The organism is Streptomyces sp. NPDC006733 (assembly GCF_040636125.1).
Taxonomy (GTDB): domain Bacteria; phylum Actinomycetota; class Actinomycetes; order Streptomycetales; family Streptomycetaceae; genus Actinacidiphila.
The window spans coordinates 173392-195131 of the sequence record NZ_JBEYJD010000008.1 but is presented as its reverse complement, the minus strand read 5'-3'; the positions used below and the strand labels follow the sequence as shown (position 1 = coordinate 195131).

The window sequence follows — 21740 nt, the reverse complement described above, 5'->3', positions numbered from 1 at the left end:
GGTGCGGGGCCCCCCCCCGTGGGGCGGGGGGGCGGGCCCGGCGTCGTCGTTGCGGCGACGGCTACTGGGCCAGCCAGAGCAGCGCGACGATGGTGTCGAAGGCGCCGAGGACGACGGCGACGACCGCGGGGATCGACTTCGCGCCTCGCCAGCTGCGGCCCATGGCGAGCCAGCCGAAGATGATCGCGAGGGGGCCGAGCACGATCCCCAGGACGAAGAATCCGACGATGGCGCAGACGGCGCCGACGACGGCGATCGTCCCGATGTCGGACCGGCCGGACCGGCCGGACCTGCTGGACCGGCTGCTGAATGGCGAACGGATACGGCTGCGGGTTCGGGTGGCCATCGTCCCTCCGTAAGGTTTCTGGGCTCGCCGGTCGTGTTCCCCGACCCGGGCCGCGCATGCGGTGCCGGTGCCATGCCTTCAGTTCTCCCATACTTTGAACGCCCGGACGGTGAAACGGGATTCGGGCACCCAGGTGCCCGTCGGGTAGGTGTCGAACTCGGCCTCGGTGGCGCACTCGGCGCTCTGGTACACGGTGACCGGCCGGCCGACGCGGTTGACGAAGGAGCGGGCGGGGACGCCCGCCGGGAGCGGTACGCAGTTGTCGATGCCGGTGTCGGCCAGCTCGTGGCTCTGCCGGGTGCCGCTGTAGCCGGCCCTGCCCCACAGGCACAGCTGGCCCGGGTCGCAGGCGGCCTTCGCGGAGCCCGCGGAAGGGGCAGACGCGGCGGAAGGGGCGGACGTAGCGGAGGCGGCGGAGGCGGCGGACGGTACGGCGGCGGCGGTGGGCAGGAGCGCGGCGGCCAGGGCGGCGGCGGTGAGGATCGGGTTCATGCGGCTCAGGCTGGAGCGGCCGGTGCGGCGCTCACAAGACCCGGCGGGCGCGTTCCTCCTGATAGGGGGATGCTGGCCGGCCCGTCACGCCGGTAGCGGCTGACCCATTCGTGACCCATGCGCGACCCATTCGTATGGCCGCTACAGTCACTTTCGAAACGTGACTTGGGTCACCCTTGGCTCGAGCATGGCTCCGCGTCTTCTACGCTGGATCGAGATACCGCACCTCTTCGATGAACCGAGGGGCCACCACACCCCGCGCGCACCTCTGCCGACGGACCGGGTCGGCGTGCGCGTCCGGGACGATTTCGCGAGGCAATCCTGAGTGACCCCGTTCGATGAGCGCTTCAACGCAACGTCTGTCCGGGCCCTGCTGGCCCTGGCCGTCATCTTCGTCATGCTCGCGACCACCGGCTGGACGGCCATCCGGCCGCACAAGGGCGCGGAGGATCCACGGGCGGCGGCGCTGACGTCGTGGCTGCACGGCTCGGTGGGCGGGCGGCAACTGCCCAGCGCCTCGGCCAACGCCGACGCGATCGCGCACTTCTTCGCGACGCTGACCGCGGCCCAGTCCCGCCAGCTCGCCAACCGCTACCCGCTCGTCGTCGGCAACCTGGACGGCGCTCCGGTCAGCGTGCGCTACCTGGCCAACCGGGTGGCGCTCGCCCGCACGCGCGTCACGGAGATCGTCCGCTCGCACAGCGACCAGCTCACCCCGGCCGGCCGCAGGGACGCCGACATGCGCGCCCACCGCTACGCCTCGCTGCTGGCCGACGGACGGCAGATCCTCGCCTTCGACCCGACCGGCGCCGGCCGCGCGGCCGAGGTTTTCGGCGACCTGGACTCCGCCGACCGGGTGGCTTTGGTCGTGCCGGGCGTGGACACCGACATCGGCACATTCGAACGGACCGCCAAGTCCTACGCCGCCCCGGTCGGCATGGCCCGCGCCCTGTACTCGGCCGAGCGCGCCCAGGCTCCGGCCGCGCGCACCGCGGTGATCGCCTGGGCGAACTACACGACGCCGTCGGGGGTCGGTCTCGACGCCTCCACCGGCGAGCTGGCGGAGAACGGCGCGGTCCGGCTGAACGCCCTGGTCGACGCGCTGCCGCAGAGCGCGCACATCTCGCTGTTCTGCCACTCCTACGGCTCGGTGCTGTGCGGGCTGGCCGCTCCCGACCTGCCGTCGGACCGGGTCTCGGACATCACGGTCTTCGGCAGCCCGGGGATGCGGGTGGGCAGCGCGTCGCAGCTGCACACCTCCGCCAACGTGTGGGCCGCGCGTGACCCGAGCGACTGGATCGGCGATGTGCCGCACCTGGAGATCGCGGGTCTGGGGCACGGCGCCGACCCGGTCTCGGAGGCCTTCGGGGCCCGGGTGGTCGGCACCGAGGGCGCCCTGGGCCACCCAGGCTACTTCGCGCCCGGCACCGAGAGCCTGGCGAACTTCACCGACATCGCCCTCGGGCAGTACGGCGCCGTGCACTGCGCGCCGCACCGCGAGGACTGCTCGTCGGGGCTCGAGCAGAGCTGAGCCCCCCGGGGCCGGCGGGACGACCGTCGGCCCGCGGTACGTCCCTCGGGCCGCAATCCCAGGCCCCGCCCCCATCCCACGCGTGTTTTTGCGGTCGGTTCGGCCGTTGGGACCACATTCGGCCCTACGATGAGCCGTATGGGTGACGTTTTGGCCGGATCCAATGCCGTGTGGGAGTTCGACACGGATGCCGTGGTCATCCGGTACGAGCGCGGGGTCCGCAATTCGAAGCTGCTCCAGGCGCTCGGCGAGCGCCGGATCCCGCACGCCGCGCTGACCGGCGTCGAGCTCGTCCCGGGCAAGCGCGGCACGGTCGTGCTGCGCGCCCTCCCCCGGCCGGGCGCCGATCCGCTGATGGAAGCGGCGGGCGGGCAGCTGAAGGACTCCGCGGACCCCTACCGGCTGGTGCTGCCGGCCGACCGCGAGACCCTCGCCGAGTACTACACGGACGAGCTACGGGTCGCGGTCTCCGACAGCGACACGGGCGAGCCCGCCGAACGCTTCCTGGTCGCCGCGCCCGCCGGTCCGCAGTCGTTCAAGGCGTACGACGCCCGGGCCGCCTTCGACGGCCGCACGGTGTCCTTCCGCTGGTTCTGGACGGGCGCCTCGACGGCCAAGTGGAAGGCCGGCGACCAGCACTTCCCGGTCGCCGACCTCACCGGGGTCGACTGGCGCTCCCCCGAACTGCTGCACGGCTATCTGCGGCTGCGGCCGGCCGACGACACCGAGCGTCCCGGCGACCCCGACCAGAACCCGGCCGCGGTGGTCTTCGGGCTCGGCTACGGGCAGGTCCACGAGTCGCTGCCGTTCGCCGCGTCCGTGCTGGCCGCCGTGCAGGCGGCTACTCGCGCGCGGCGGAGGTAGAGCTCATGTCCGGGTAGCGGTCGCCGGCGACGTGCTCGGCGATCGGTTCCAGCCACTCCAGCTCGACCGGGTCCAGGGTGATCCGGGTCGCCGCCGTGTTCTCCAGCACGCGGCTCACCTTGCGGGTGCCCGGGATCGGCACCACGGCGAGCTGGTGCACCTGGGCGCGCTGCTGCACCCAGGCGAGCGCGATCTGGCCCAGGGTCGCGCCGTGGGCCTTGGCGGCCTTGCGCACCGGGTCCAGCAGGTCGGCGTTCCGCTTGGCGTTCTCACCGGTGAAGCGGGGCTGGTGCCGGCGGAAGTCGTCGTCGCCCAGATCGGTCGTCGCGTCCAGGAAGGCGCCGGTCAGGAAGCCCCGGCCGAGCGGCGAGTACGGCACGAAGGCCACTCCCAGCTCGGCGGCGGCCCCGACCGCGCTGCGTTCCACATCGCGGCTGAACAGCGACCACTCGGACTGCAGCGCGGCGATCGGGTGCACGGCGTGCGCCTCGCGCAGCTCCGCGCCCGTCACCTCGGACAGCCCGAGGTACCGGACCTTGCCCTCCGCCACCAGCTCGGCCATCGCGCCGACGGACTCCGCGAGCGGGACGGCCGGGTCGCGGCGGTGCATGTAGTACAGGTCGATGACGTCCGTGCCCAGGCGGCGCAGGCTGGCCTCGACGGCCTGCCGGATGTACGCCCGGTCGTTGCGGACGGCGCGGTAGGTCGGGTCGTCGTCCCGGCGCTCGATGGCGAACTTCGTCGCCAGCGTGATCTCGTCGCGGTGCGCCCGCACGAAGGGGGCGATGAACGCCTCGTTGGCCCCGTTGCCGTAGATGTCGGCGGTGTCGAAGAGCGTGACGCCCGCCTCCAGCGCCGCGTCCAGCGTCGCCCGGGCCGCGTCGACGTCGGTCTCGCCGTAGAACTCGCTCATGCCCATGCAGCCCAGGCCCTGGACGCCGACCAGCGGTCCGTCCGTGCCCAGCCGTACGGTGTCGACCTTCTCGGTGCTCGTGGTGTCGCTCATCGGGTTCAGGACCTCTCCGGCGCCCGCTGGGCGCCTCCATACATGTCGATCTTGTAGTCCAGGACCACGAGGGTGTCCTGCAGCTCGGCGATCCGCCGGTGCACGTCCTCACGGTGCGCGACGAGCAGCTGCTTGCGCGCGCTGTACGTCTGCTCGCCCTCACGGACCATCTCCGCGTACCTGACCATGTCCGCGACCGGCATCCCGGTCAGCCGGAGCTTGCCGACGAAGGCCAGCCAGTGCAGATCGCGGTTGGAGTAGCGGCGCTGCCCGGTGTGGGAGCGGTCGACGTGCGGCATCAGCCCGATCCGCTCGTACCAGCGCAGGGTGTGCGCGCTCAGCCCGGTCACGGTGACCACTTCGCTGATCGTGTACTGGTCCTGCCCGTCGGGCCGCAAAATCGAGGTTTGCTCATCGCAGGACGCGATCCGGGTCGCCCTGGTCCTCGCCGCCTGCGTCACAGCCACCTGCGTTACCGTCATGCCCCTACGCTACGGACTTCGAGTGCACTCCAAGCAAGCGCCGCAGGAGATCTTTTCCGCCCGCGTTACGCTCGCCCCATGGAGAGCTTGCGCGAGATCAGGAACTGGCCCGTCCCCACGGCCGCGGCGGCCGTCGTCCGCCGGGACGGCACGGTGGCCGGGTCCGAGGGCCCGGTCGGCGACCCGTTCCGGCTCGCGTCCGTCACCAAGCCGCTGACGGCCTACGCGGCGCTGGTCGCCTGCGAGGAGGGCGTCTTCGAGCTGGACGAACCGGCCGGTCCCGAGGGCTCGACCGTGCGCCATCTGCTCTCCCACACGTCCGGGCTGGCCTTCGACCAGCACCGGGTGATGGCGCCGCCCGGGGACCGCCGGCTCTACTCCAACGCCGGTTTCGAGGTGCTCGCCGACCACATCGCCAAGGCGACCGGCATCCCGTTCCCCGAGTACCTGCGCCAGGCGGTGCTGGAGCCGCTGGGGATGACCGCCACCTCGCTGCCCGGCTCGGCCGCCGCCGACGGCGTCTCCACCGTCGAGGACCTCGTCCGCTTCGCCGCCGAGCTGCAGGCGCCGCGCATCCTGCACCCGTCGACCCTGGACGAGGCGACCTCCGTGGTCTTCCCCGGGCTCAAGGGCGTGCTGCCGGGCTACGGGCACCAGAACCCGAACGACTGGGGGCTGGGCTTCGAGATCCGCGACTCCAAGACCCCGCACTGGACCGGCGCCGCCTCCAGCCCCCGCACCTTCGGCCACTTCGGCCAGACCGGCACCTTCCTGTGGGTCGACCCGGACGCGGGCGCCGCGTGCGTCTGCCTCACCGACCGCGCCTGGGGCGAGTGGGCGGTCCCGCTGTGGCCCGCCCTGACGGACGCGGTCCTCGCCGAGCTGACGGCCTAGAAGCCGTCGCGCGGCGGCGGGCCCATCGCCCAGACCAGGTACTCCACCGGCTCCGCCGCCGCCACCGCAAGCCCCCGCCCGCCGGTGACGCGCGCCGCGTCGCCCTCGCCGAGGGCCGCGTCGCCGATCCGCACCGTGCCGCGCACCACATGGACGTACACGAAGGGCGCGGCCGGCAGCTCGGCCGGGCCGCGGGCGACGGACAGGGCCGCGTGCGGCTGGCGGAACGGCACGAAGCGCGTGCCGCGCTCGACGCCGTAGCGCGGCGCGCCGCCGGCCGTCGCGGGCTCCAGCCACATCTGAAGGAACCTCAGCGGGCCCGCCCCGGCGTTGCGTTCGACGTGGCGGACGCCGTCGCCCGCGCTGAGCAGCTGGACCTCGCCGGCCCGCACCACGGTCTCGTGGCCCGCGGAGTCGCGGTGCGCCAGCTCCCCCTCGATCACCCACGTCACGATCTCGACTCCCCCGTGCGGGTGCTCCGCGAAGCCGGCGCCGGGCGCCAGCCGCTCCTCGTTGCACGCCATCAGCGGCCCGAACCGCAGGTTGCCGGGGTCGTAGTGGGAGCCGAAGGAGAACGCGTGCAGGCTCTCGATCCCCGCCGCGGCGTCCCCGCCGCCGTACCGCTCTCCGCCGCGCCGAACGTCGATCATCCGGCCACCGTATCGGGCGGGCCCGCCCCCCGGGGACGGGCCCGCCGAAGTGCCGGGGCGGGGACCGGGAAGCGTGCCGCACGGCACCCCGGCGCTGGGCACTCGTGCGGATAAGGCAGTCTTGTCCCGTGCCCGACACCCCGCAGCTCCCGAAGAAGCCCGTCCGCGCTGAGCACGCCGCGACGCTGCGCCGGCTGGAGAAGTCGTCCGGCCGGCTCGCGGCCAACGCCATCGCCCGAATGGACGAGCAGCTGCCGTGGTACCGGGCGATGCCGCCGGAGAACCGGTCCTGGATCGGGCTGGTGGCGCAGGCCGGCATCGCGGCCTTCACGGAGTGGTTCCGGCACCCCGAGGCGCCGCAGGCGATCAGCACGGACGTCTTCGGGACCGCGCCCAGGGAGCTGACCCGGGCGATCTCGCTGCGGCAGACCGTGGAGATGGTGCGCACCACCATCGAGGTCATGGAGTCGGCCATCGACGAGGTGGCCGCGCCCGGCGACGAGTCCGTGCTGCGCGAGGCGCTGCTGGTGTACGCCCGGGAGATCGCCTTCGCCACCGCCCAGGTGTACGCGCAGGCGGCCGAGGCCCGGGGCGCGTGGGACGCGCGCCTGGAGTCGCTGGTCGTCAACGCGGTGCTGTCGGGCGAGGCCGACGAGGGCGTGCTGTCGCGCGCGGCGGCGCTGGGCTGGAGTTCGCCCGACAAGATCGTGGTGGTCCTCGGGACCGCCCCGAACGGCGACAGCGAGCTGACGGTGGAGGCGATCCGGCGGGCCGCGCGGCACGCGAAGCTGCAGGTGCTGACCGGGGTGTTCGGCGACCGGCTGGTCGTGATCGCCGGCGGCGAGGGCGAGCCGATCCGGGTCGCGAAGTCGTTGATCGGCCCGTTCGCGGCGGGCCCCGTGGTGGCCGGACCGGTCGTCGGCGACCTGCTGTCCGCCACCCGCTCCGCGCAGGCCGCGGCGGCCGGTCTCAAGGCGTGCGCCGCCTGGCCGGACGCGCCCCGGCCGGTCGTCTCCGACGACCTGCTGCCCGAGCGCGCGATGGCCGGCGACCGGTTCGCACGTGAACAGCTGGTGGAGGAGATCTACAGACCGCTCGAAGAAGCGGGCTCCGCGCTCCTCGAAACGCTGAGTGTCTACCTGGAGCAGGCGTCCTCTCTCGAAGGGGCGGCCCGCATGTTGTTCGTTCACCCAAACACCGTCCGCTACCGGCTGCGACGTGTGACGGATGTCACCGGATGGTCACCCTCCGACGTACGTTCGGCGTTCACGCTGCGCATCGCCCTCATCCTGGGACGACTGTCCGCCGCTGACCCATCACCCTGAGTTTTTGTTGGACACCAACAAATCGTCCAGCAGTTCTTGGTCCCTGTCCCCACGGGCGGTTCGACCCGCCCGCGAGAGAGAGTGTTTACGTGCTCGTACTCGTCGCTCCCGGCCAGGGTGCCCAGACGCCCGGCTTCCTGACTCCTTGGCTCGACCTCCCCGGTGTCGCCGACCGCCTTCACTGGTGGTCCGCGGTGGCCGGGCTCGACCTCGTCCACTACGGCACGAAGGCCGACGCGGACGAGATCCGCGACACCGCCGTGGCGCAGCCGCTGCTGGTGGCCGCCGGACTGGTCTCGGCCCTGTCGCTGTTCCCGCACCCGGCCGAGGGCCGGCGCGCGGTCGGCGCGGTCGCCGGGCACAGCGTCGGTGAGATCACCGCCGCCGCCGGCGCCGGAGTGATCACCGCGGAGACCGCGATGGCGCTCGTGCGGCAGCGCGGGCTGGCCATGGCCGAGGCCGCGGCCGTCACCACCACCGGCATGTCCGCGGTGCTGGGCGGCGACCCCGAGCAGGTCCTCGCGCACCTGGAGAAGCTCGGGCTGACCCCGGCGAACATCAACGGCGGCGGGCAGATCGTCGCCGCCGGCACCGCGGAGCAGCTGGCCGCGCTGGCCGAGGACAAGCCCGAGAAGGCCCGTGTCATCGCCCTGAAGGTGGCCGGCGCGTTCCACACCCGCCACATGGCTCCAGCGGTGTCCACGCTGGAGGCGCTCGTGCCCGGCGTGACCGTGGCCGACCCGGCCGTCCGGTACGTGTCGAACGCCGACGGGCAGGTCGTCACCAGCGGCGCCGAGATCGTGCGGCGGCTGGTCCAGCAGGTGTCCAACCCGGTCCGCTGGGACCTGTGCATGGAGACGTTCAAGGAACTCGGCGTCACCGCGATCATCGAGATGGCCCCGGCCGGCACGCTGGTCGGCCTCGCCAAGCGCGCGCTGCCGGGCGTCAAGACGCTCGCGCTGAAGACCCCGGACGACATCGAAGCGGCTCGCGCGATCGTCGCCGAGCACGGCGACCCGGACGCGGTCGCGTCCCTGCCGCTCACGGCCGAAGAGGAGTCACCCCAGACATGACGGCGAAGATCCAGCCCAGCCAGGGTGCCCGCTACGCGCGCATCCGCGGCGTCGGCGGCTACCGGCCGACCCGGGTGGTCCCCAACGAGGTGATCCTGGAGACCATCGACTCCAGCGACGAGTGGATCCGCTCCCGCTCCGGCATCTCGACGCGCCACTGGGCGAACGAGAAGGAGACCGTCGCCGAGATGTCGATCGAGGCCGCGGGCAAGGCCCTGGCCGACGCGGGTCTGACGGCCGAGGACATCGGCGGGGTGGTCGTCGCGACCGTCTCGCACTTCAAGCAGACGCCGGCGATCGCGACCGAGATCGCGTTCCGGCTCGGCGCGGGCAAGGCCGCCGCGTTCGACATCTCCGCGGCCTGCGCCGGCTTCGCCTACGGGCTGACCCTCGCCAAGGGCATGGTCACCGACGGCAGCGCCGAGAACGTGCTGGTGATCGGCGTCGAGCGGCTGAGCGACCTGACCGACCTGACCGACCGGGCGACCGCCTTCCTGTTCGGTGACGGCGCCGGCGCGGTCGTCGTCGGCCCCTCCGACGTGCCCGCCATCGGCCCCGCCATCTGGGGCTCGGAGGGCGACAAGGCCGACGTCATCTCCCAGACCGACTCGTGGGAGGTCTTCCGCGAGGGCGGCCAGCCCGAGACGGGCAAGTTCCCGGCGCTGCGCCAGGAGGGCCAGACGGTCTTCCGCTGGGCGGTCTTCGAGATGGCCAAGGTGGCCCAGCAGGCGCTGGACGCCGCGGGCGTCACCGCGGAGCAGCTGGACGTCTTCATCCCGCACCAGGCGAACATGCGCATCATCGACTCGATGATCAAGGCGCTGAAGCTGCCGGCGCACGTCGCCGTCGCCCGCGACATCGAGACCACCGGCAACACCTCGTCGGCCTCCATCCCGCTGGCGATGGAACGGCTGCTGGCCACCGGCCAGGCCAAGAGCGGCGACACCGCCCTGCTCATCGGCTTCGGGGCGGGTCTCGTGTACGCCGCAACTGTGGTTACTCTCCCCTAGTCACAAACCCTTCGCGGCGCCGCAGTCCCGCACGCCGCACTCCCCCGCAACACATAAGGAGCGCCGTAATGGCCGCCACCCAGGCAGAGATCCTCGAAGGCCTCGCCGAGATCGTCAACGAGATCGCCGGCATCCCGGTCGAGGACGTCCAGACGGAGAAGTCCTTCACCGACGACCTGGACGTCGACTCCCTGTCCATGGTCGAGGTCGTCGTGGCCGCTGAAGAGCGTTTCGAGACCAAGATCCCGGACGACGCCGTCAAGGACCTGAAGACCGTCGGCGACGCCGTCGACTACATCCTCAAGAACCAGGCCTGACACACCCCCTGGGACGACGCGTCTGTCGCCCGCCCTTCTATACGTGGAGAGACAATTCCTGTGAACTCGACCAATCGCACCGTGGTCGTCACCGGTATCGGCGCAACCACACCGCTGGGTGGCGACAGCGCGTCGACCTGGGACGGTCTGGTCACCGGACGTTCCGGTATCAGCGCTCTCGAGCAGGACTGGGCCGCTGAGCTGCCCGTCCGCATCGCCGGTCAGATCGCCGTGGAGCCGTCGGAGATCCTGCCGCGCCCGCTGCTGCGCAAGCTGGACCGCTCGGCGCAGTTCGCCGTGATCGCGGCCCGCGAGGCGTGGGCCGACGCCGGCTTCACCGCCAAGGCCGGCGAGGACTCCTCGATCGACCCGGACCGCCTCGGCACCGTCGTCGCCTCCGGCATCGGCGGCGTCACGACGCTGCTGGGCCAGTACGACGTGCTCAAGGAGCAGGGCGTCCGCAAGGTCTCCCCGCACACCGTTCCGATGCTCATGCCGAACAGCCCGTCGGCCAACGTGGGCCTGGAAGTCAACGCGCGGGCCGGCGTTCACTCGTTGGTGAGCGCCTGCGCCTCCGGCGCGGAAGCGGTCGGCTACGCCATCGAGATGATCCGCACCGGCCGCGCCGACGTGGTCGTCGCGGGCGGCACCGAGGCGGCCATCCACCCGCTGCCGATCGTCGCCTTCGCCAACATGATGGCGATGTCGAAGAACAACGACGACCCGCAGGGCGCCTCGCGCCCGTACGACAAGGGCCGTGACGGCTTCGTCCTCGGTGAGGGCGCGGGTGTCATCGTCCTGGAGTCCGCGGAGCACGCCGAGCGGCGCGGCGCCAAGGTGTACTGCGAGGCGCTGGGCCAGGGCCTGTCGGCGGACAGCCACCACATCGCCCAGCCCGAGCCGACCGGCCGCGGCATCTCCGCCGCGCTGGAGCACCTGATCGCCGACACCGGTCTCGACACCTCCGAGATCATGCACCTGAACGCGCACGCCACGTCGACCCCGCAGGGTGACGTCGCCGAGGTCAAGGCGCTCGCCAAGGTGCTGGGCCACGAGCTGGAGCACATCTCGATCTCCGCCACGAAGTCGATGACCGGGCACCTGCTCGGCGGCGCGGGCGGCATCGAGTCCGTCGCCACCGTGCTCGCGCTCAAGAACCGCCTCGCCCCGCCGACGATCAACATCGTGGACCTGGACGACGAGGTCGACCCGAAGCTCGTCTCCACCGAGGCGAAGCCGCTCCCCGAGGGCCCGATCATCGCCCTCAACAACTCGTTCGGCTTCGGCGGCCACAACGTCGTCCTGGCCTTCCGCACCGTCTGACGCGTACAGCTCGGCGCCTGACCACACGACGGCCCGCCCCCGGCTCGACCGGGGGCGGGCCGTTCGCGTTCCCCTCAGGGGCAGGCGACGACCTGGGCGGCCCACGACAGGCCGCCGCCGAAGCCGAGCAGCAGCACCGGCGCCCCCTGCGGGACGGCACGCTCCTCGACGAGCTTGGAGAGCGCCAGCGGGATCGAGGCGGCCGAGGTGTTGCCGGAGACGGCGACGTCGCGGGCCACGACGGCCTGCGGCGCGTCCAGCCGGCGCACCAGCGATTCGATGATGCGCAGGTTCGCCTGGTGGGTGACGATGCCGCCCAGTTCCCCGGGGGTCAGGCCGGCGCGGCGGCAGGCCTCGACGGCGACGGGCGCCAGCTCGGTGGTGGCCCAGCGGAAGACGGTCTGGCCGTGCTGCCGGAAGCGCGGCTGCCACGCGTCCTGGAGGCGGACGGCGTCGCCGCGGGCGGGGTCGGACCCCCAGACGACGGGGCCGATGCCCGGCGCGTCGCCGTCCTCGTCCCCGTCCTGCCGGGTGCTGACGACGGCGGCGCCCGCGCCGTCGCCGAGCAGCACGCAGGTGGTGCGGTCGGTCCAGTCCGTGAGGTCGGACATCTTCTCGGCGCCGATGACGAGCGCGTGCCGCGCGGCACCCGCGCGCAGTGAGTGGTCGGCGGTGGCGAGGGCGGTGACGAAGCCCGTGCAGGCGTTGTTGAGGTCGTACGCCGCGGCGGCGGGTATGCCGAGGCGGCCCGCGGTCTGCGCGGCGACGCTCGGGCAGCGGTCGATCGCGCTGGACGTGGCGACGACGACCAGGCCGATGTCGGCCGGGTCGAGCCCGGCGGCGGCGAGCGCCTTGCCCCCGGCCGCGGTGGCCAGGTCGGTGACCGACTCCCCGCGGGCGATGTGCCGGGTCTCGATGCCGGTGCGCTGCCGGATCCACTCGTCGCTGGTGTCGACGAGGCCGGCGAGGTCGTGGTTGGTGAGGACCTCGCCCGGCTGGTAGTGGCCCATGGCGGCGATACGGCTTCCCGGTGCTTCCCACATGGCTGGCTGGCTCCTCGGCTCGGTGCGCGTGCGGCGCGGTGCGATGCCGAGCAATATAGCGTCCGACCGGTCGGACGCTAAATGAGGTCCGGTGGCCGATACGATGGGGGCATGAGTCCCAGGAAGTCGGCCGCGGAGGCGCACCGCACCCGTGAGCGCATCGTCGAGCGCGGTGTCGCGATGGCCTCGGTCGACGGGCTCGGCGGGCTGACGATCGGCCGGCTCGCCGGCGACCTCGGCATCAGCAAGTCCGGGCTGCTGGGCCACTTCGGCACCAAGGAGGCCCTGCAGCTCGCCGCCCTGCGCCGGGCGTCCGAGGTGTTCTCCCGGGCGGTCTGGGAACCGGCCTCGGGGGCGGAGCCGGGCCTGGCCCGGCTGCGGGCGGTGTGCGAGGCGTGGACGACGTACCTGGAGCGCGAACGCGCGACCTTCCCCGGCGGCTGCCTGTTCACCACCGCCGCCGTCGAGTTCGACGCCCAGCTGCCCGGCCCGGTGCGGGACGCCGTGGTGAGGCTCCATCAGACGTGGCGGCACCGGCTGCTGGCCGACGTCCGGCACGCGGTGGCGGCGGGAGAGCTGCCGGGCGACGGCGATCCCGAGCAGTACGTCTTCGAACTGCTCGGGATCTTCTTCAGCCTCAACCACTCGGTGCAGCTCTTCGGCGACCCGGCCGCCCCGGCCCGCACCCGCACCGCGGTGGCGCGCCTGCTGCGCGGCCCAGGCGAGGGCTGAACCGCGCGGGCCGCCGTCCCCGCGTCGCGGGTTCGCTACGCGTCGAAGCTCGCGAAGTAGGTGGCCGCCATGTCCTCGCCGCCGTGGCCCAGGCCGACCGCGCGGCTGAAGCGTTCGGCGCCGGCGGCGGCCACGTCCAGGTGCAGGCCGTGGGCCTCGCCCGCGGCGACGATGAGGCGGGCGTCCTTCAGGGCGCCGTCGACCGTGAAGTTCGGGGTGAAGTCGCCGCTCAGGATCGCCTCCGACTTCAGGCGCAGGTACGGCAGGTCGAGCGGGCCGCCGTCGAGCGCCTCGAAGAAGTGCCGGGGGTCCACGCCGAGCCCTCCGGCCAGTGCCATGGCCTCGGCCGCACCGTTGGTGACGGCCAGCACCCAGCTGTTGAGAACGAGCTTGAGGCTGCTCGCCGTTCCCTTCCCGCCGTCGTCGCCCAGCCACAGCGACTTGCGCCCGACCGCGTCGAAGACCCGGTCCGCCACCGGCCGGGCGGCCTCGGGGCCGGCCGCCAGCACCGTCAACTGGCCCGCCTCCGCCGCCGAACGGGTGCCGAGCACCGGCGCGTCGACGAAGTGCGCGCCGCGCTCACGGGCCAGCGCGGCCAGCGGCGCCAGGGCGTCCGGGCCCACGGTGCACATCTGCGCCCACACCACGCCCTCGCGCAGGCCGGGGGACGCCTCGCGCATCGTGCGCAGTACGGCGGGGCCGTCGAGCAGCATGGTGACCACGGCGTCCGCGCCGCGGACCGCCTCGGTCACGTCACCGGTGACGTGCACGCCGTCGGCGGCGAGCGGCTCGGCCCGCGCGAGGGTGCGGTTCCAGGCGCGTACCTCGAACCCGGCGGTGGCGAGGTTGCGCGCCATGCCCGCGCCCATGAGACCGGTGCCGAGCACCGCTACGGAAAGTTTCTCGTCCATACCGGCACGTTAGTACCCGCCGCGGGGCCTGCGCCAAGGGCACGGGGACCGGCCTGAGGGGACGTCACACGACCTGGTGCAGCCAGCGCACCGGAGCGCCCTCGCCCGCGTACCGGAACGGCTCCAGTTCGTCGTCCCACGGCTTGCCCAGCAGCCGAGCGACCTCGGTCTCCAGGTCGGCCTCACCGGTGCGGGCCCGCTGGAGCGCGGCGCGCAGCCGGTCCTCGGGGATGAGGATGTCGCCGTGCATCCCCGTGACGGCGTGGAAGATGCCGAGTTCGGGGGTGCAGCTGTATCTCTCCCCTTCGGCGGCCGCGCAGGGTTCGGCCGTGACCTCGAAGCGCAGCAGGTGCCAGCCGCGCAGGGCGGACGCCAGCTTCGAGGCCGTGCCGGGCTCCCCCTGCCAGGAGAACTCGGCCCGCCAGGTGCCCGGTGAGACGGGCTGGCGGATCCAGTCGAGGCTTACGCGCACGCCAAGGACGCCCGCGACGGCCCATTCGACGTGCGGGCACAACGCGCGCGGTGCGGAGTGAACGTACAGAACTCCACGTGTCGTCACCGGTACCTCCAGTGTGGGACGAGGTTCGCCTTCCCCAGCGGCCTCACGCCCGAACCGGCTGCTTCCGGGGCAACATTAGATATTCTGCACCATTGATAACAAACAGGACAAGAGTGAACTTTCGCCAACTGGGCCTCGGTAAACCTCCCACGGTTCTCCCGGCTGTCAGGGAAAAGCTACCGTGCGGCGTCTCCACAGGAGTGACGTACCGTCGGGCTCAGAGCAGATGTCACCCACTCGTCGGAGGGGATCACCGGATGCGACCGTTCCTGCGCGGCTGCCTGGCCGCTGCCGCCGCCTCCCTGTTGCTGGCCGGGTGCTCCGGCGAGGGCAGGGCGCCGGGCCCGGGCCCGGCCACCTCCGCGAGCCGCAAACCCGTTCCCCGCCCCACCCCGACGTGGAACGCGCACCCCGCGTCGATCGCCGCGCTCGGCGACTCCATCACCCGCGGCTTCGACGCCTGTTCCCTGCTGAAGGACTGCCCCGAGGTGTCCTGGGTCACCGGCACCCGCGCCCAAGTGGACAGCCTCGCCGGGCGGGTGCTGTCCGCCGCCGGCGCCGCCAACAGCTGGAACCTGGCCGAGAGCGGCGCCCGGATGGCGGACCTGCCCGACCAGGCGGCCGCCGCCGCCGCGAAGAAGCCGTCGCTGGTGACGGTCCTGATGGGCTCCAACGACGCCTGCCGGGACTCCGTCGCCGCCATGACGCCGGTGGCCGACTTCCGCGCCGACTTCACCCGGGCGATGGCCGGGCTGCACACCGCGCTGCCGAAGTCGCAGGTGTTCGTGGCGAGCATCCCCGACCTCAAGCGGCTGTGGGAGGTCGGCAAGGAGAACCCGCTGGGCAAGCAGATATGGAAGCTCGGCATCTGCCCCTCGATGCTGCGCGACCCGGACTCGGTCAGCCGCAGCGCGCAGACCCGCAGGGACGCGGTCCGGGCGCGGGTGGTGGCGTACAACCGGGTCCTCAAGGAGGTCTGCGCCACGTACCAGCACTGCCGCTACGACGGCGGGGCGGTCTTCGACTACCGCTTCTCGTCGAACGAGTTGAGCAGCTGGGACTGGTTCCACCCCAACGCCCAGGGCCAGGCCCAGCTGGCCCGGATCCTCTTCACGGCGGCCTTCGCCAAGCCCTGAGAGCCGGCCCCAACTCCCCCTGGTTCCCGCGTTTCCTTGCGGACAGAAGCTGACCGCAAGGGTCCGTAGCGTACTGCTCATGGACACGAAGAACGCACTTCACCGGTACCGCTGGCTCGGGTACAGCGCCGTCATCGCGGCGAGCGTCATGGACCTGCTGGACTCGACCGTCGCCAACGTGGCGGCGCCCGCGATCCGCACCGGGCTCGGCGGCTCGTACGCCGACCTGCAGTGGATCGCGGCGGGCTACACCCTCGCCATGGCGGTCGCGCTGCTCACCGGCGGACGACTGGGCGACATGTACGGCCGCAAGCGCGTCCTGCTGGCCGGGATCGCCGGGTTCACGCTCACCTCGATGGTGTGCGCGACGGCGCACTCCCCGACGATGCTGATCGTCGCGCGGATCGCGCAGGGGGTGTGCGGCGCGGTGATGCTGCCGCAGGGCTTCGGGCTGACCCGGGACCTGTTCCCCGCCTCCGAGATGAAGAAGGCGTGGGGGATCTTCGGTCCGCTGATGGGGCTGTCCGCGGTGATGGGCCCGATCATCGCCGGGGTGCTGATCCACGCCGACCTGTTCGGCACCGGCTGGCGCATGATCTTCGGCATCAACCTGCCGATCGGCGCGTTCGCGTTCGTGATGGGCTGGAAGTACCTGCCGGACGTGGCGCCGACCGCCCGCGGTGCCCGGCTCGACCTCCCCGGCGTGCTGCTCGCCGGAGCCGGCGCCTTCCTGCTGGTCTTCCCGCTGGTGCAGGGCCGCGAACTGGGCTGGCCCACCTGGGTGCTGGTGATGCTCGCCGCCTCGCTGCCGGTGCTGGCCGGCTTCGCCCGCTACCAGGTGTTGCGCAAGCGCGCCGGCCGCACCCCGCTGGTGGAGCCGAGCGTGTTCCGCAAGCGGGCCTACGTGTCGGGCGTCGCGTTCGCCATCGCCTTCACCGCGTCCATGGGCGGCATGATCCTGACCCTCGGCATCTTCCTGCAGCTCGGCCTCGGCTACACGGCCCTGCACTCCAGCCTGACCACGGCGCCCTGGGCGCTGGGCGCGCTCTTCGGCTCCGCCTTCGGCGGCATCATGATGGCCCGGCTGGGCCGCCGCATCCTGCACCTGGGACTGCTCCTGATGGGCGGCGGGCTGCTCGCCCTGTACGGCGTCTTCCAGTGGGCCGGCGCGGGCATCACGGACTGGGACTTCGCCGCCCCGCTGCTGGTCGGCGGCGCCGGAATGGGCATGATCTTCGTCCCGCTCTTCGACATCATCCTCAACGGCGTCGACGGCCACGAGATCGGCTCCGCCTCCGGCACGCTGCAGGCGCTCCAGCAGCTCGGCATGACGCTCGGCTTCGCCGTCCTCGGCACCGTCTTCTTCAACATCCTCGGCGACGCCCGGCCGGGCCCCGCCGGCCACGTCGACGCCGCGCTGGACGCCGCCGGGACGACCGCGCTGTGCACCGTGGGACTGATCGCGCTGGCCTTCGCGCTCGGCTTCTTCCTGCCGAGGACGGTCCGCCCGGCCGAGGAGCCGGAGGCGGACGCCCCGGTGGCGGCGGGCGCCGCGGCCGACCGCGAGCTCACCCTGGTCTGAGCCCCGACAGGCACCGCGACCGCGGGCTCCCCCGGCCACCGCCGGGGGAGCCCGCAGCGCGTCGCCGTGGGGAAGCCCGCAGCGGGTCAGCCCGCCTTGCGCGCCAGGAAGAACATGCTGGGGCCGAACGACACCCGGGCCAGCGGTGCCTGGAGGGCGCCCTCGGCGCGGACCAGGGCCTGGTGCGGCACGAACTTCTTGAGCTTGCCGCTGCGCAGGTTGGAGACCGAGAGCGTCCGCTCCACCGTCAGGCCCGCCGCCGCGAGCTGCTCGGCGACCTTGCGCGGGTGGTGGTTGACGAAGGGGATCGAGTCCCGTTCGCGGTTCTCCGCGGAGCGGATGTCGACCGGCTCGGTGGGGATGCGCTGCCGGCGGGCGGCGTAGCGGACCCGGTTGGCGGCGTGCGCGAGGTTGGCGCTCTCGACGACGGCGACGCCGCCCGGCCGCAGCAGCCGGGCGATCTCGGACAGGGCGGGCGCAGGGTCGGGCAGATGGTGCATGACGCGGATCATCGTGACCAGGTCGATGCTCGCCTCGTCCATGCCGAGCCGCCCCGCGCTCATCAGCCGCATCGAGACATCGCTCAGGTCGGCGAGGAACTCCTCGGCGTCCTTGAGCTGCTTCCTGCTGGAGTCGACGAGCGTGACGTGGTCGGCGAACTCCCGCAGCACGGGGACGAGACGGCCGTAGCCGCCGCCCACGTCGGCCGCGTGGCCGAAGTGGCGGCCGGCCAGGAGCGAGCGGAGCGCCGCGACCTCCGCGTCGTGCTCGTAGCCGCGGCCCTGCCAGTACGTGCGGTAGCTCTGCTCGTTCTCGTCGTACTGGTTCGTGCGCTCCGCCATGAACGGCCCCTCCCAGGTCTCTGCGATCCGCCGCACGGACTGGGTTCCCCCCCAGGGCGATGCGGTCTTTCGCATGGACATGCTCAGGAGATCGGAACGGTTCCCGTCGTGTCGTCACCGTTCCCGGCGGACGGCCCGTCCGGTTCCCCGTCGGGGTCCGGGTCGTGGTCCGGGTCGGCGGCCGGCACCGGAACGAGATCGCGCACCAGCAGCGTGGCGCCCGCGACGGCGCCCGGCATCGCGAAGACGGCGACGACCGGCACCAGGAACAACAGGACCACCGGTACGCCGAATCCGAGGGTCAGCGGGAGCCGTCCGCGCAGCAGCCGCAGCCGGGCCCGCAGCGGGACCGAGCGGCGCTGCATGGCCACCGAGGTCAGCTCCGTGGTCAGGAAGAAGCCGGAGACGCAGAAGCCCACGACCGGCACGACGGTCTGGCCGACCACCGGGATGAAGCCGCAGGCGAACAGGAACAGCCCGAAGGCCGCCACCCGCAGCAGGACGGAGAGGCTGTCGCGGATCGAGGTGAGGATCTCGCGCCAGAGCGGGATGTCGGGCTTGGGCGGGGCGCCGCCCTCCATCTCCTCGACGCGCTCCGACAGCGACTCGTAGAACGGGTCGCCGATCAGCAGCGCGACGGCGGTGAAGGAGACCATCGCCAGCAGCAGCCCGCCGCAGAAGACGACGGCGGTCAGCGTCCCGCGCAGCAGGGAGCGGAAGAAGCCGTCCCAGTCGTCCGCGAACGGCGTCGCCCAGGCCGCCATGTCGTCCGCCCAGTAGCCGAGGGCGACGAGCGCGGCGATGTAGAGGACCAGGGCGATCAGTCCGGGCAGCAGCCCGAACCCCCACCACCTCCGGTGCCGGGCCACCCAGCGCTGGCCTTCGAGGAAGTACTTCACGCCGGTCGTGAGATCACGCATGGGCGTCACCTTAACGACTCGCCGCGACGGGGTGCGGGGGCGGGGCGCGTCAGGGCGCCCCGCCCCCGGTCAGGAGGTTCCGGCCCGCTGCCGTACGGGGGTCACGGCAGGTCGAGCGCGGCGCCGACCCGGAGGTCGGCCAGCGAGCGGCCGGCCTCGATCCCGTAGTGCCCGGGCACCAGCAGCCAGTCGCCGGCCGTCTCGTCCCACACCTCGGCGGCCCTGCGCGGGAGTTCGACGACGGCCTCGGCGCTCTCCCCCGGCCCGGCCTGCACGGAGGCGAAGCCGGCCAGCCAGCGGGCCGGCCGCTCGACCGCGTCTGAGGCGGGTGCCAGGTAGACCTGGACGACCTCGCGGCCGGCGCGCGCGCCGGTGTTGCGGACGCGGACGGTGAGCCGCCCCAGCGCGTCGCCCTCGCCCGCGCCGCGCTCGAACTCCGCCGACTCGTAGGCCCAGTCGGTGTAGCCCAGGCCGTGGCCGAAGGAGTACGCGGGGGTGGCGCCGGCCCGGTCCCAGGCGCGGTAGCCGATGAAGACGCCCTCGTCGTAGGTGAGCGTGCCGTCCTCGGGGGTGACCCGGGTGACGGGCGCGTCGGCCAGGGCCACCGGCCAGGTGGTCGGCAGCCGGCCGCCCGGCTCCTCCGCGCCGAGCAGGACGTCGGCGAGCGCGGCGCCCGCCTCCTGCCCGGGGAACCAGCCGAGCAGCACCGCGGCGACGTCCTCGCGCCACGGCATCTCCACCGGGGAGCCGGAGTTCACGATGACCACGGTGCGCGGGTTCACGGCGGCGACCCGGGCGACGAGTTCGTCCTGCCGGCCGGGCAGCCGCAGATCGGTGCGGTCGAAGCCCTCGCTCTCCACGCGCTCGGTGGTCGCGACGACCACGACCGCCGTGTCGGCGGCGGCCGCCGCCGCGACGGCCTCCTCCATCAGCTGGTCCGGGTCGCGCTCCGGCTCGCCGTGCACGAGGGAGAAGCCGATCGCCTGGACCGGGGCGTCGGCGAACTTCGCGACGGTGCAGGTGAGGCTGACGTCGACGGTCTCGCCCGCGGTCAGCTCCACCGTGCCGCGCGGCACCGGGGAGCCGAAGAACGCCTCGAACGGGTCGGCGTTGGCGGCGGACTGCTCGCCGTCGAAGAGCACCGTCCCGGCGATGGCGAGCCGGAAGCCGCCAAGGCCGCGGGTGCCGAAGGCGTGCGCGCCGCTCTCGCGGGGGGTGAAGGTGCCGGTGGCCTCGACGGTGGTGACCGCGTCGAACGTGACGCCCTCCGGCAGGTCGCCGAGCCACTGCACCATGCCGTTGGGCATCCGCTCCGAGCCCAGCTCCCGCCCTTCGGCGTCGCGGGCGACGGCGCGCAGGGTGAAGCCCTGCCCCGCGACCGAGAGTTCGTCGCTGGGGTCGGCGCCGACGGCGTAGTCGAGCGCGCAGCCCTCGGGCAGCGCGGCGCGCAGCCCGTCGAGCGGGGAGACGACGTGGTCCGGGAAGACCTGCGCGGAGCCGCCGCCCAGCACGCGGGCGTCGCGGGCCGCGGCGCCGATCAGGGCGATGCGGCGGACGGCCGACGCGTCCACGGGCAGCGCCCGGCCGCCGCCCGCGACGGTCTCGTTGCGCACCAGCACGAAGGCGCGGCGGGCGATCTCGCGGGCCAGCGCGTCGCCGTCGATCGGGGCCGGGAGGTCCGCGGCGGCGACGGCGGCCGGCACGCCCTCCAGGATGCCGACGCGGGCGGCGAGCCGCAGCACGTTGCGGACGGCCCCGTCGACCACCGGCTCCTCGACGCGGCCGTCGCGGACGGCGGCGGCCAGCGCCTCGCCGTAGACGGTGCGCGGGCCGGGCATCGCCACGTCCATACCGCCGTTGATGGCGCCGACGGTGTCGCGGGCGGCCATCCAGTCGGAGACGACGTAGCCGTCGAAGCCCCACTCGCCGCGCAGCACCGCGTTCTGCAGGTAGTGGTGCTCGCTCATCGTGGTGCCGTTGACGCGGTTGTAGGCGCACATGATGCCCCACGGGCGGGCGTTCTTGACGATGGCCTCGAACGGCGCCAGGTACAGCTCGCGCAGCGCGCGGGCGCCGATCACGTTGTCGACGGTGAAGCGCTCGGTCTCGGCGTCGTTGGCCACGAAGTGCTTGACGGTGGTGCCGACGCCGCCCGCCTGGACGCCCGCCACGTAGCCCGAGCCGATCGCCCCGGTGAGGTAGGGGTCCTCGGAGTACGCCTCGAAGTGCCGCCCGCCGAGCGGGGAGCGGTGCAGGTTCACCGTCGGCGCCAGCAGCACGTGCACCCCCTTGCGGCGGGCCTCCTGCGCCAGCAGGCTGCCGGCCCTGCGGGCCAGAGCGGGGTCCCAGGTCGCGGCGAGCGCGGTCGGGCTGGGCAGCGCGACCGACGGGTCGTCGGCCGTCCAGCGCACCCCGCGCACCCCGATCGGCCCGTCGGACATCACCAGCGAGCCGAGGCCGACCTCCGGCAGCGCGGGCAGCGTCCACATGTCCTGGCCGGAGAGCAGCCGCGCCTTGGCGTCCAGGTCCAGCTTGCCCAGCGCGGTCTCCACCGCGTCCTCGATGGCCGTGCGCCCGGTGTCCGTCATCGTCCTGCTCCCTGTCGTCGCTCGGTGTCGTCCCGCGCCCATCCTGGACCTCCCTACCTGTAGATCGGTAGGGTAAGTTATGAATACGTTATCCGAATCTCTCGGCGACCGGTT

General features: G+C 73.0%; 22 protein-coding genes. 11 read left to right on the top strand and 11 right to left on the bottom strand.

Features of this window, described 5'->3' with window-relative positions; translation table 11 throughout:
- Positions 1 to 61: 61 nt before the first annotated feature.
- Both ABZ721_RS10320 and ABZ721_RS10315 read right to left on the bottom strand, forming a co-directional pair.
- Positions 62 to 346 carry a small hydrophobic protein gene (locus tag ABZ721_RS10320; RefSeq protein ID WP_358788177.1) on the bottom strand — a complete coding sequence of 95 codons (285 nt, stop codon included), beginning with the start codon at positions 344 to 346 and terminating at the stop codon, positions 62 to 64.
- A gap of 78 nt (positions 347 to 424) precedes the next feature.
- Entirely contained in the window at positions 425 to 838 is a 414-nt protein-coding gene (locus ABZ721_RS10315) for a peptidase inhibitor family I36 protein (RefSeq protein WP_358788176.1), read from the bottom strand.
- A 325-nt stretch (positions 839 to 1163) separates the two neighbouring features.
- Here ABZ721_RS10315 and ABZ721_RS10310 point away from each other — a divergent pair, with 325 nt between their 5' ends.
- Both ABZ721_RS10310 and ABZ721_RS10305 read left to right on the top strand, forming a co-directional pair.
- On the top strand, positions 1164 to 2369 hold the full coding sequence (locus ABZ721_RS10310) for an alpha/beta hydrolase (protein ID WP_358788175.1): 1206 nt from the start codon (positions 1164 to 1166) through the stop codon (positions 2367 to 2369).
- A 138-nt stretch (positions 2370 to 2507) separates the two neighbouring features.
- Positions 2508 to 3233: a DUF4429 domain-containing protein gene (locus tag ABZ721_RS10305; protein ID WP_358788174.1), complete on the top strand. Its 726-nt coding sequence runs from the start codon at positions 2508 to 2510 to the stop codon at positions 3231 to 3233.
- Here ABZ721_RS10305 and ABZ721_RS10300 read toward each other — a convergent pair.
- Together ABZ721_RS10300 and ABZ721_RS10295 are read right to left on the bottom strand one after the other, a co-directional pair.
- Positions 3211 to 4239 (bottom strand): aldo/keto reductase, encoded by a 1029-nt coding sequence (locus ABZ721_RS10300; protein ID WP_358788173.1) that lies wholly within the window; start codon positions 4237 to 4239, stop codon positions 3211 to 3213. The two genes, ABZ721_RS10305 and ABZ721_RS10300, sit on opposite strands and share 23 nt — an antisense overlap.
- Positions 4240 to 4244: 5 nt before the next feature.
- Positions 4245 to 4721 carry a MerR family transcriptional regulator gene (locus tag ABZ721_RS10295; RefSeq protein ID WP_358788172.1) on the bottom strand — a complete coding sequence of 159 codons (477 nt, stop codon included), beginning with the start codon at positions 4719 to 4721 and terminating at the stop codon, positions 4245 to 4247.
- A gap of 78 nt (positions 4722 to 4799) precedes the next feature.
- Here ABZ721_RS10295 and ABZ721_RS10290 point away from each other — a divergent pair, with 78 nt between their 5' ends.
- A complete protein-coding gene (locus tag ABZ721_RS10290; protein WP_358788171.1) occupies positions 4800 to 5615 on the top strand; it encodes a serine hydrolase domain-containing protein in 816 nt (271 codons plus the stop codon).
- Here the strand turns inward: ABZ721_RS10290 and ABZ721_RS10285 are convergent.
- Positions 5612 to 6265 carry a pirin family protein gene (locus tag ABZ721_RS10285; RefSeq protein ID WP_358788170.1) on the bottom strand — a complete coding sequence of 218 codons (654 nt, stop codon included), beginning with the start codon at positions 6263 to 6265 and terminating at the stop codon, positions 5612 to 5614. The two genes, ABZ721_RS10290 and ABZ721_RS10285, sit on opposite strands and share 4 nt — an antisense overlap.
- A 128-nt stretch (positions 6266 to 6393) precedes the next feature.
- Between ABZ721_RS10285 and ABZ721_RS10280 the strand changes: the two genes are divergently transcribed.
- The 5 genes from ABZ721_RS10280 (at position 6394) to ABZ721_RS10260 (ending at position 11313) form a co-directional block, all read left to right on the top strand.
- Entirely contained in the window at positions 6394 to 7590 is a 1197-nt protein-coding gene (locus tag ABZ721_RS10280; protein WP_358788169.1) for a helix-turn-helix domain-containing protein, read from the top strand.
- Between the two features lie 89 nt (positions 7591 to 7679).
- Positions 7680 to 8663, top strand: a complete 984-nt coding sequence (locus ABZ721_RS10275) for an ACP S-malonyltransferase (protein ID WP_358788168.1) — start codon at positions 7680 to 7682, stop codon at positions 8661 to 8663.
- A complete protein-coding gene (locus tag ABZ721_RS10270; protein WP_358788167.1) occupies positions 8660 to 9673 on the top strand; it encodes a ketoacyl-ACP synthase III in 1014 nt (337 codons plus the stop codon). Before ABZ721_RS10275 ends, ABZ721_RS10270 begins: the two co-directional genes overlap by 4 nt.
- A 68-nt stretch (positions 9674 to 9741) precedes the next feature.
- Positions 9742 to 9990, top strand: coding sequence for an acyl carrier protein (locus ABZ721_RS10265; RefSeq protein ID WP_138356760.1), 249 nt, complete (start codon positions 9742 to 9744; stop codon positions 9988 to 9990).
- A gap of 60 nt (positions 9991 to 10050) precedes the next feature.
- Positions 10051 to 11313: a beta-ketoacyl-[acyl-carrier-protein] synthase family protein gene (locus ABZ721_RS10260; protein WP_358788166.1), complete on the top strand. Its 1263-nt coding sequence runs from the start codon at positions 10051 to 10053 to the stop codon at positions 11311 to 11313.
- A gap of 74 nt (positions 11314 to 11387) precedes the next feature.
- On the opposite strand, the gene ABZ721_RS10255 is transcribed toward ABZ721_RS10260, so the two are convergent.
- Positions 11388 to 12356 (bottom strand): beta-ketoacyl-ACP synthase III, encoded by a 969-nt coding sequence (locus ABZ721_RS10255; protein ID WP_358788165.1) that lies wholly within the window; start codon positions 12354 to 12356, stop codon positions 11388 to 11390.
- Positions 12357 to 12467: 111 nt separating this feature from the next.
- Here ABZ721_RS10255 and ABZ721_RS10250 point away from each other — a divergent pair, with 111 nt between their 5' ends.
- The gene (locus tag ABZ721_RS10250; RefSeq protein WP_358788164.1) at positions 12468 to 13088 is read left to right on the top strand and encodes a TetR/AcrR family transcriptional regulator; all 621 of its coding nucleotides are present in this window, start codon (positions 12468 to 12470) and stop codon (positions 13086 to 13088) included.
- A 35-nt stretch (positions 13089 to 13123) separates the two neighbouring features.
- Here the strand turns inward: ABZ721_RS10250 and ABZ721_RS10245 are convergent, their stop codons facing one another.
- Positions 13124 to 13999 (bottom strand): NAD(P)-dependent oxidoreductase, encoded by an 876-nt coding sequence (locus tag ABZ721_RS10245; protein ID WP_358788163.1) that lies wholly within the window; start codon positions 13997 to 13999, stop codon positions 13124 to 13126.
- A gap of 64 nt (positions 14000 to 14063) precedes the next feature.
- Positions 14064 to 14558 carry a DUF3145 domain-containing protein gene (locus tag ABZ721_RS10240; RefSeq protein ID WP_269272449.1) on the bottom strand — a complete coding sequence of 165 codons (495 nt, stop codon included), beginning with the start codon at positions 14556 to 14558 and terminating at the stop codon, positions 14064 to 14066.
- A gap of 257 nt (positions 14559 to 14815) precedes the next feature.
- Between ABZ721_RS10240 and ABZ721_RS10235 the strand changes: the two genes are divergently transcribed.
- Positions 14816 to 15694: an SGNH/GDSL hydrolase family protein gene (locus tag ABZ721_RS10235; protein WP_358788162.1), complete on the top strand. Its 879-nt coding sequence runs from the start codon at positions 14816 to 14818 to the stop codon at positions 15692 to 15694.
- A 79-nt stretch (positions 15695 to 15773) separates the two neighbouring features.
- Entirely contained in the window at positions 15774 to 17276 is a 1503-nt protein-coding gene (locus tag ABZ721_RS10230) for an MFS transporter (RefSeq protein ID WP_358788161.1), read from the top strand.
- Positions 17277 to 17362: 86 nt separating this feature from the next.
- On the opposite strand, the gene ABZ721_RS10225 is transcribed toward ABZ721_RS10230, so the two are convergent.
- From ABZ721_RS10225 to ABZ721_RS10215, 3 genes are all read right to left on the bottom strand, one after another.
- Positions 17363 to 18118 carry a class I SAM-dependent methyltransferase gene (locus ABZ721_RS10225; RefSeq protein WP_358788160.1) on the bottom strand — a complete coding sequence of 252 codons (756 nt, stop codon included), beginning with the start codon at positions 18116 to 18118 and terminating at the stop codon, positions 17363 to 17365.
- 83 nt (positions 18119 to 18201) lie between these two features.
- Positions 18202 to 19038 carry an EI24 domain-containing protein gene (locus ABZ721_RS10220; protein WP_358788159.1) on the bottom strand — a complete coding sequence of 279 codons (837 nt, stop codon included), beginning with the start codon at positions 19036 to 19038 and terminating at the stop codon, positions 18202 to 18204.
- A gap of 101 nt (positions 19039 to 19139) precedes the next feature.
- Positions 19140 to 21626: a glycoside hydrolase family 3 C-terminal domain-containing protein gene (locus tag ABZ721_RS10215; RefSeq protein ID WP_358788158.1), complete on the bottom strand. Its 2487-nt coding sequence runs from the start codon at positions 21624 to 21626 to the stop codon at positions 19140 to 19142.
- Positions 21627 to 21740: the final 114 nt, after the last annotated feature.

Excerpts from the sequence above, each read along its gene's own strand:
- ABZ721_RS10320 (WP_358788177.1), bottom strand. The coding sequence starts at position 346 with ATGGCCACCCGAACCCGCAGCCGTATCCGTTCGCCATTCAGCAGCCGG.
- ABZ721_RS10315 (WP_358788176.1), bottom strand. The coding sequence starts at position 838 with ATGAACCCGATCCTCACCGCCGCCGCCCTGGCCGCCGCGCTCCTGCCC.
- ABZ721_RS10305 (WP_358788174.1), top strand. The coding sequence starts at position 2,508 with ATGGGTGACGTTTTGGCCGGATCCAATGCCGTGTGGGAGTTCGACACG.
- ABZ721_RS10300 (WP_358788173.1), bottom strand. The coding sequence starts at position 4,239 with ATGAGCGACACCACGAGCACCGAGAAGGTCGACACCGTACGGCTGGGC.
- ABZ721_RS10295 (WP_358788172.1), bottom strand. The coding sequence starts at position 4,721 with ATGACGGTAACGCAGGTGGCTGTGACGCAGGCGGCGAGGACCAGGGCG.
- ABZ721_RS10290 (WP_358788171.1), top strand. The coding sequence starts at position 4,800 with ATGGAGAGCTTGCGCGAGATCAGGAACTGGCCCGTCCCCACGGCCGCG.
- ABZ721_RS10285 (WP_358788170.1), bottom strand. The coding sequence starts at position 6,265 with ATGATCGACGTTCGGCGCGGCGGAGAGCGGTACGGCGGCGGGGACGCC.
- ABZ721_RS10270 (WP_358788167.1), top strand. The coding sequence starts at position 8,660 with ATGACGGCGAAGATCCAGCCCAGCCAGGGTGCCCGCTACGCGCGCATC.
- ABZ721_RS10265 (WP_138356760.1), top strand. The coding sequence starts at position 9,742 with ATGGCCGCCACCCAGGCAGAGATCCTCGAAGGCCTCGCCGAGATCGTC.
- ABZ721_RS10255 (WP_358788165.1), bottom strand. The coding sequence starts at position 12,356 with ATGTGGGAAGCACCGGGAAGCCGTATCGCCGCCATGGGCCACTACCAG.
- ABZ721_RS10250 (WP_358788164.1), top strand. The coding sequence starts at position 12,468 with ATGAGTCCCAGGAAGTCGGCCGCGGAGGCGCACCGCACCCGTGAGCGC.
- ABZ721_RS10245 (WP_358788163.1), bottom strand. The coding sequence starts at position 13,999 with ATGGACGAGAAACTTTCCGTAGCGGTGCTCGGCACCGGTCTCATGGGC.
- ABZ721_RS10235 (WP_358788162.1), top strand. The coding sequence starts at position 14,816 with ATGCGACCGTTCCTGCGCGGCTGCCTGGCCGCTGCCGCCGCCTCCCTG.
- ABZ721_RS10230 (WP_358788161.1), top strand. The coding sequence starts at position 15,774 with ATGGACACGAAGAACGCACTTCACCGGTACCGCTGGCTCGGGTACAGC.
- ABZ721_RS10225 (WP_358788160.1), bottom strand. The coding sequence starts at position 18,118 with ATGGCGGAGCGCACGAACCAGTACGACGAGAACGAGCAGAGCTACCGC.
- ABZ721_RS10220 (WP_358788159.1), bottom strand. The coding sequence starts at position 19,038 with ATGCGTGATCTCACGACCGGCGTGAAGTACTTCCTCGAAGGCCAGCGC.
- ABZ721_RS10215 (WP_358788158.1), bottom strand. The coding sequence starts at position 21,626 with ATGACGGACACCGGGCGCACGGCCATCGAGGACGCGGTGGAGACCGCG.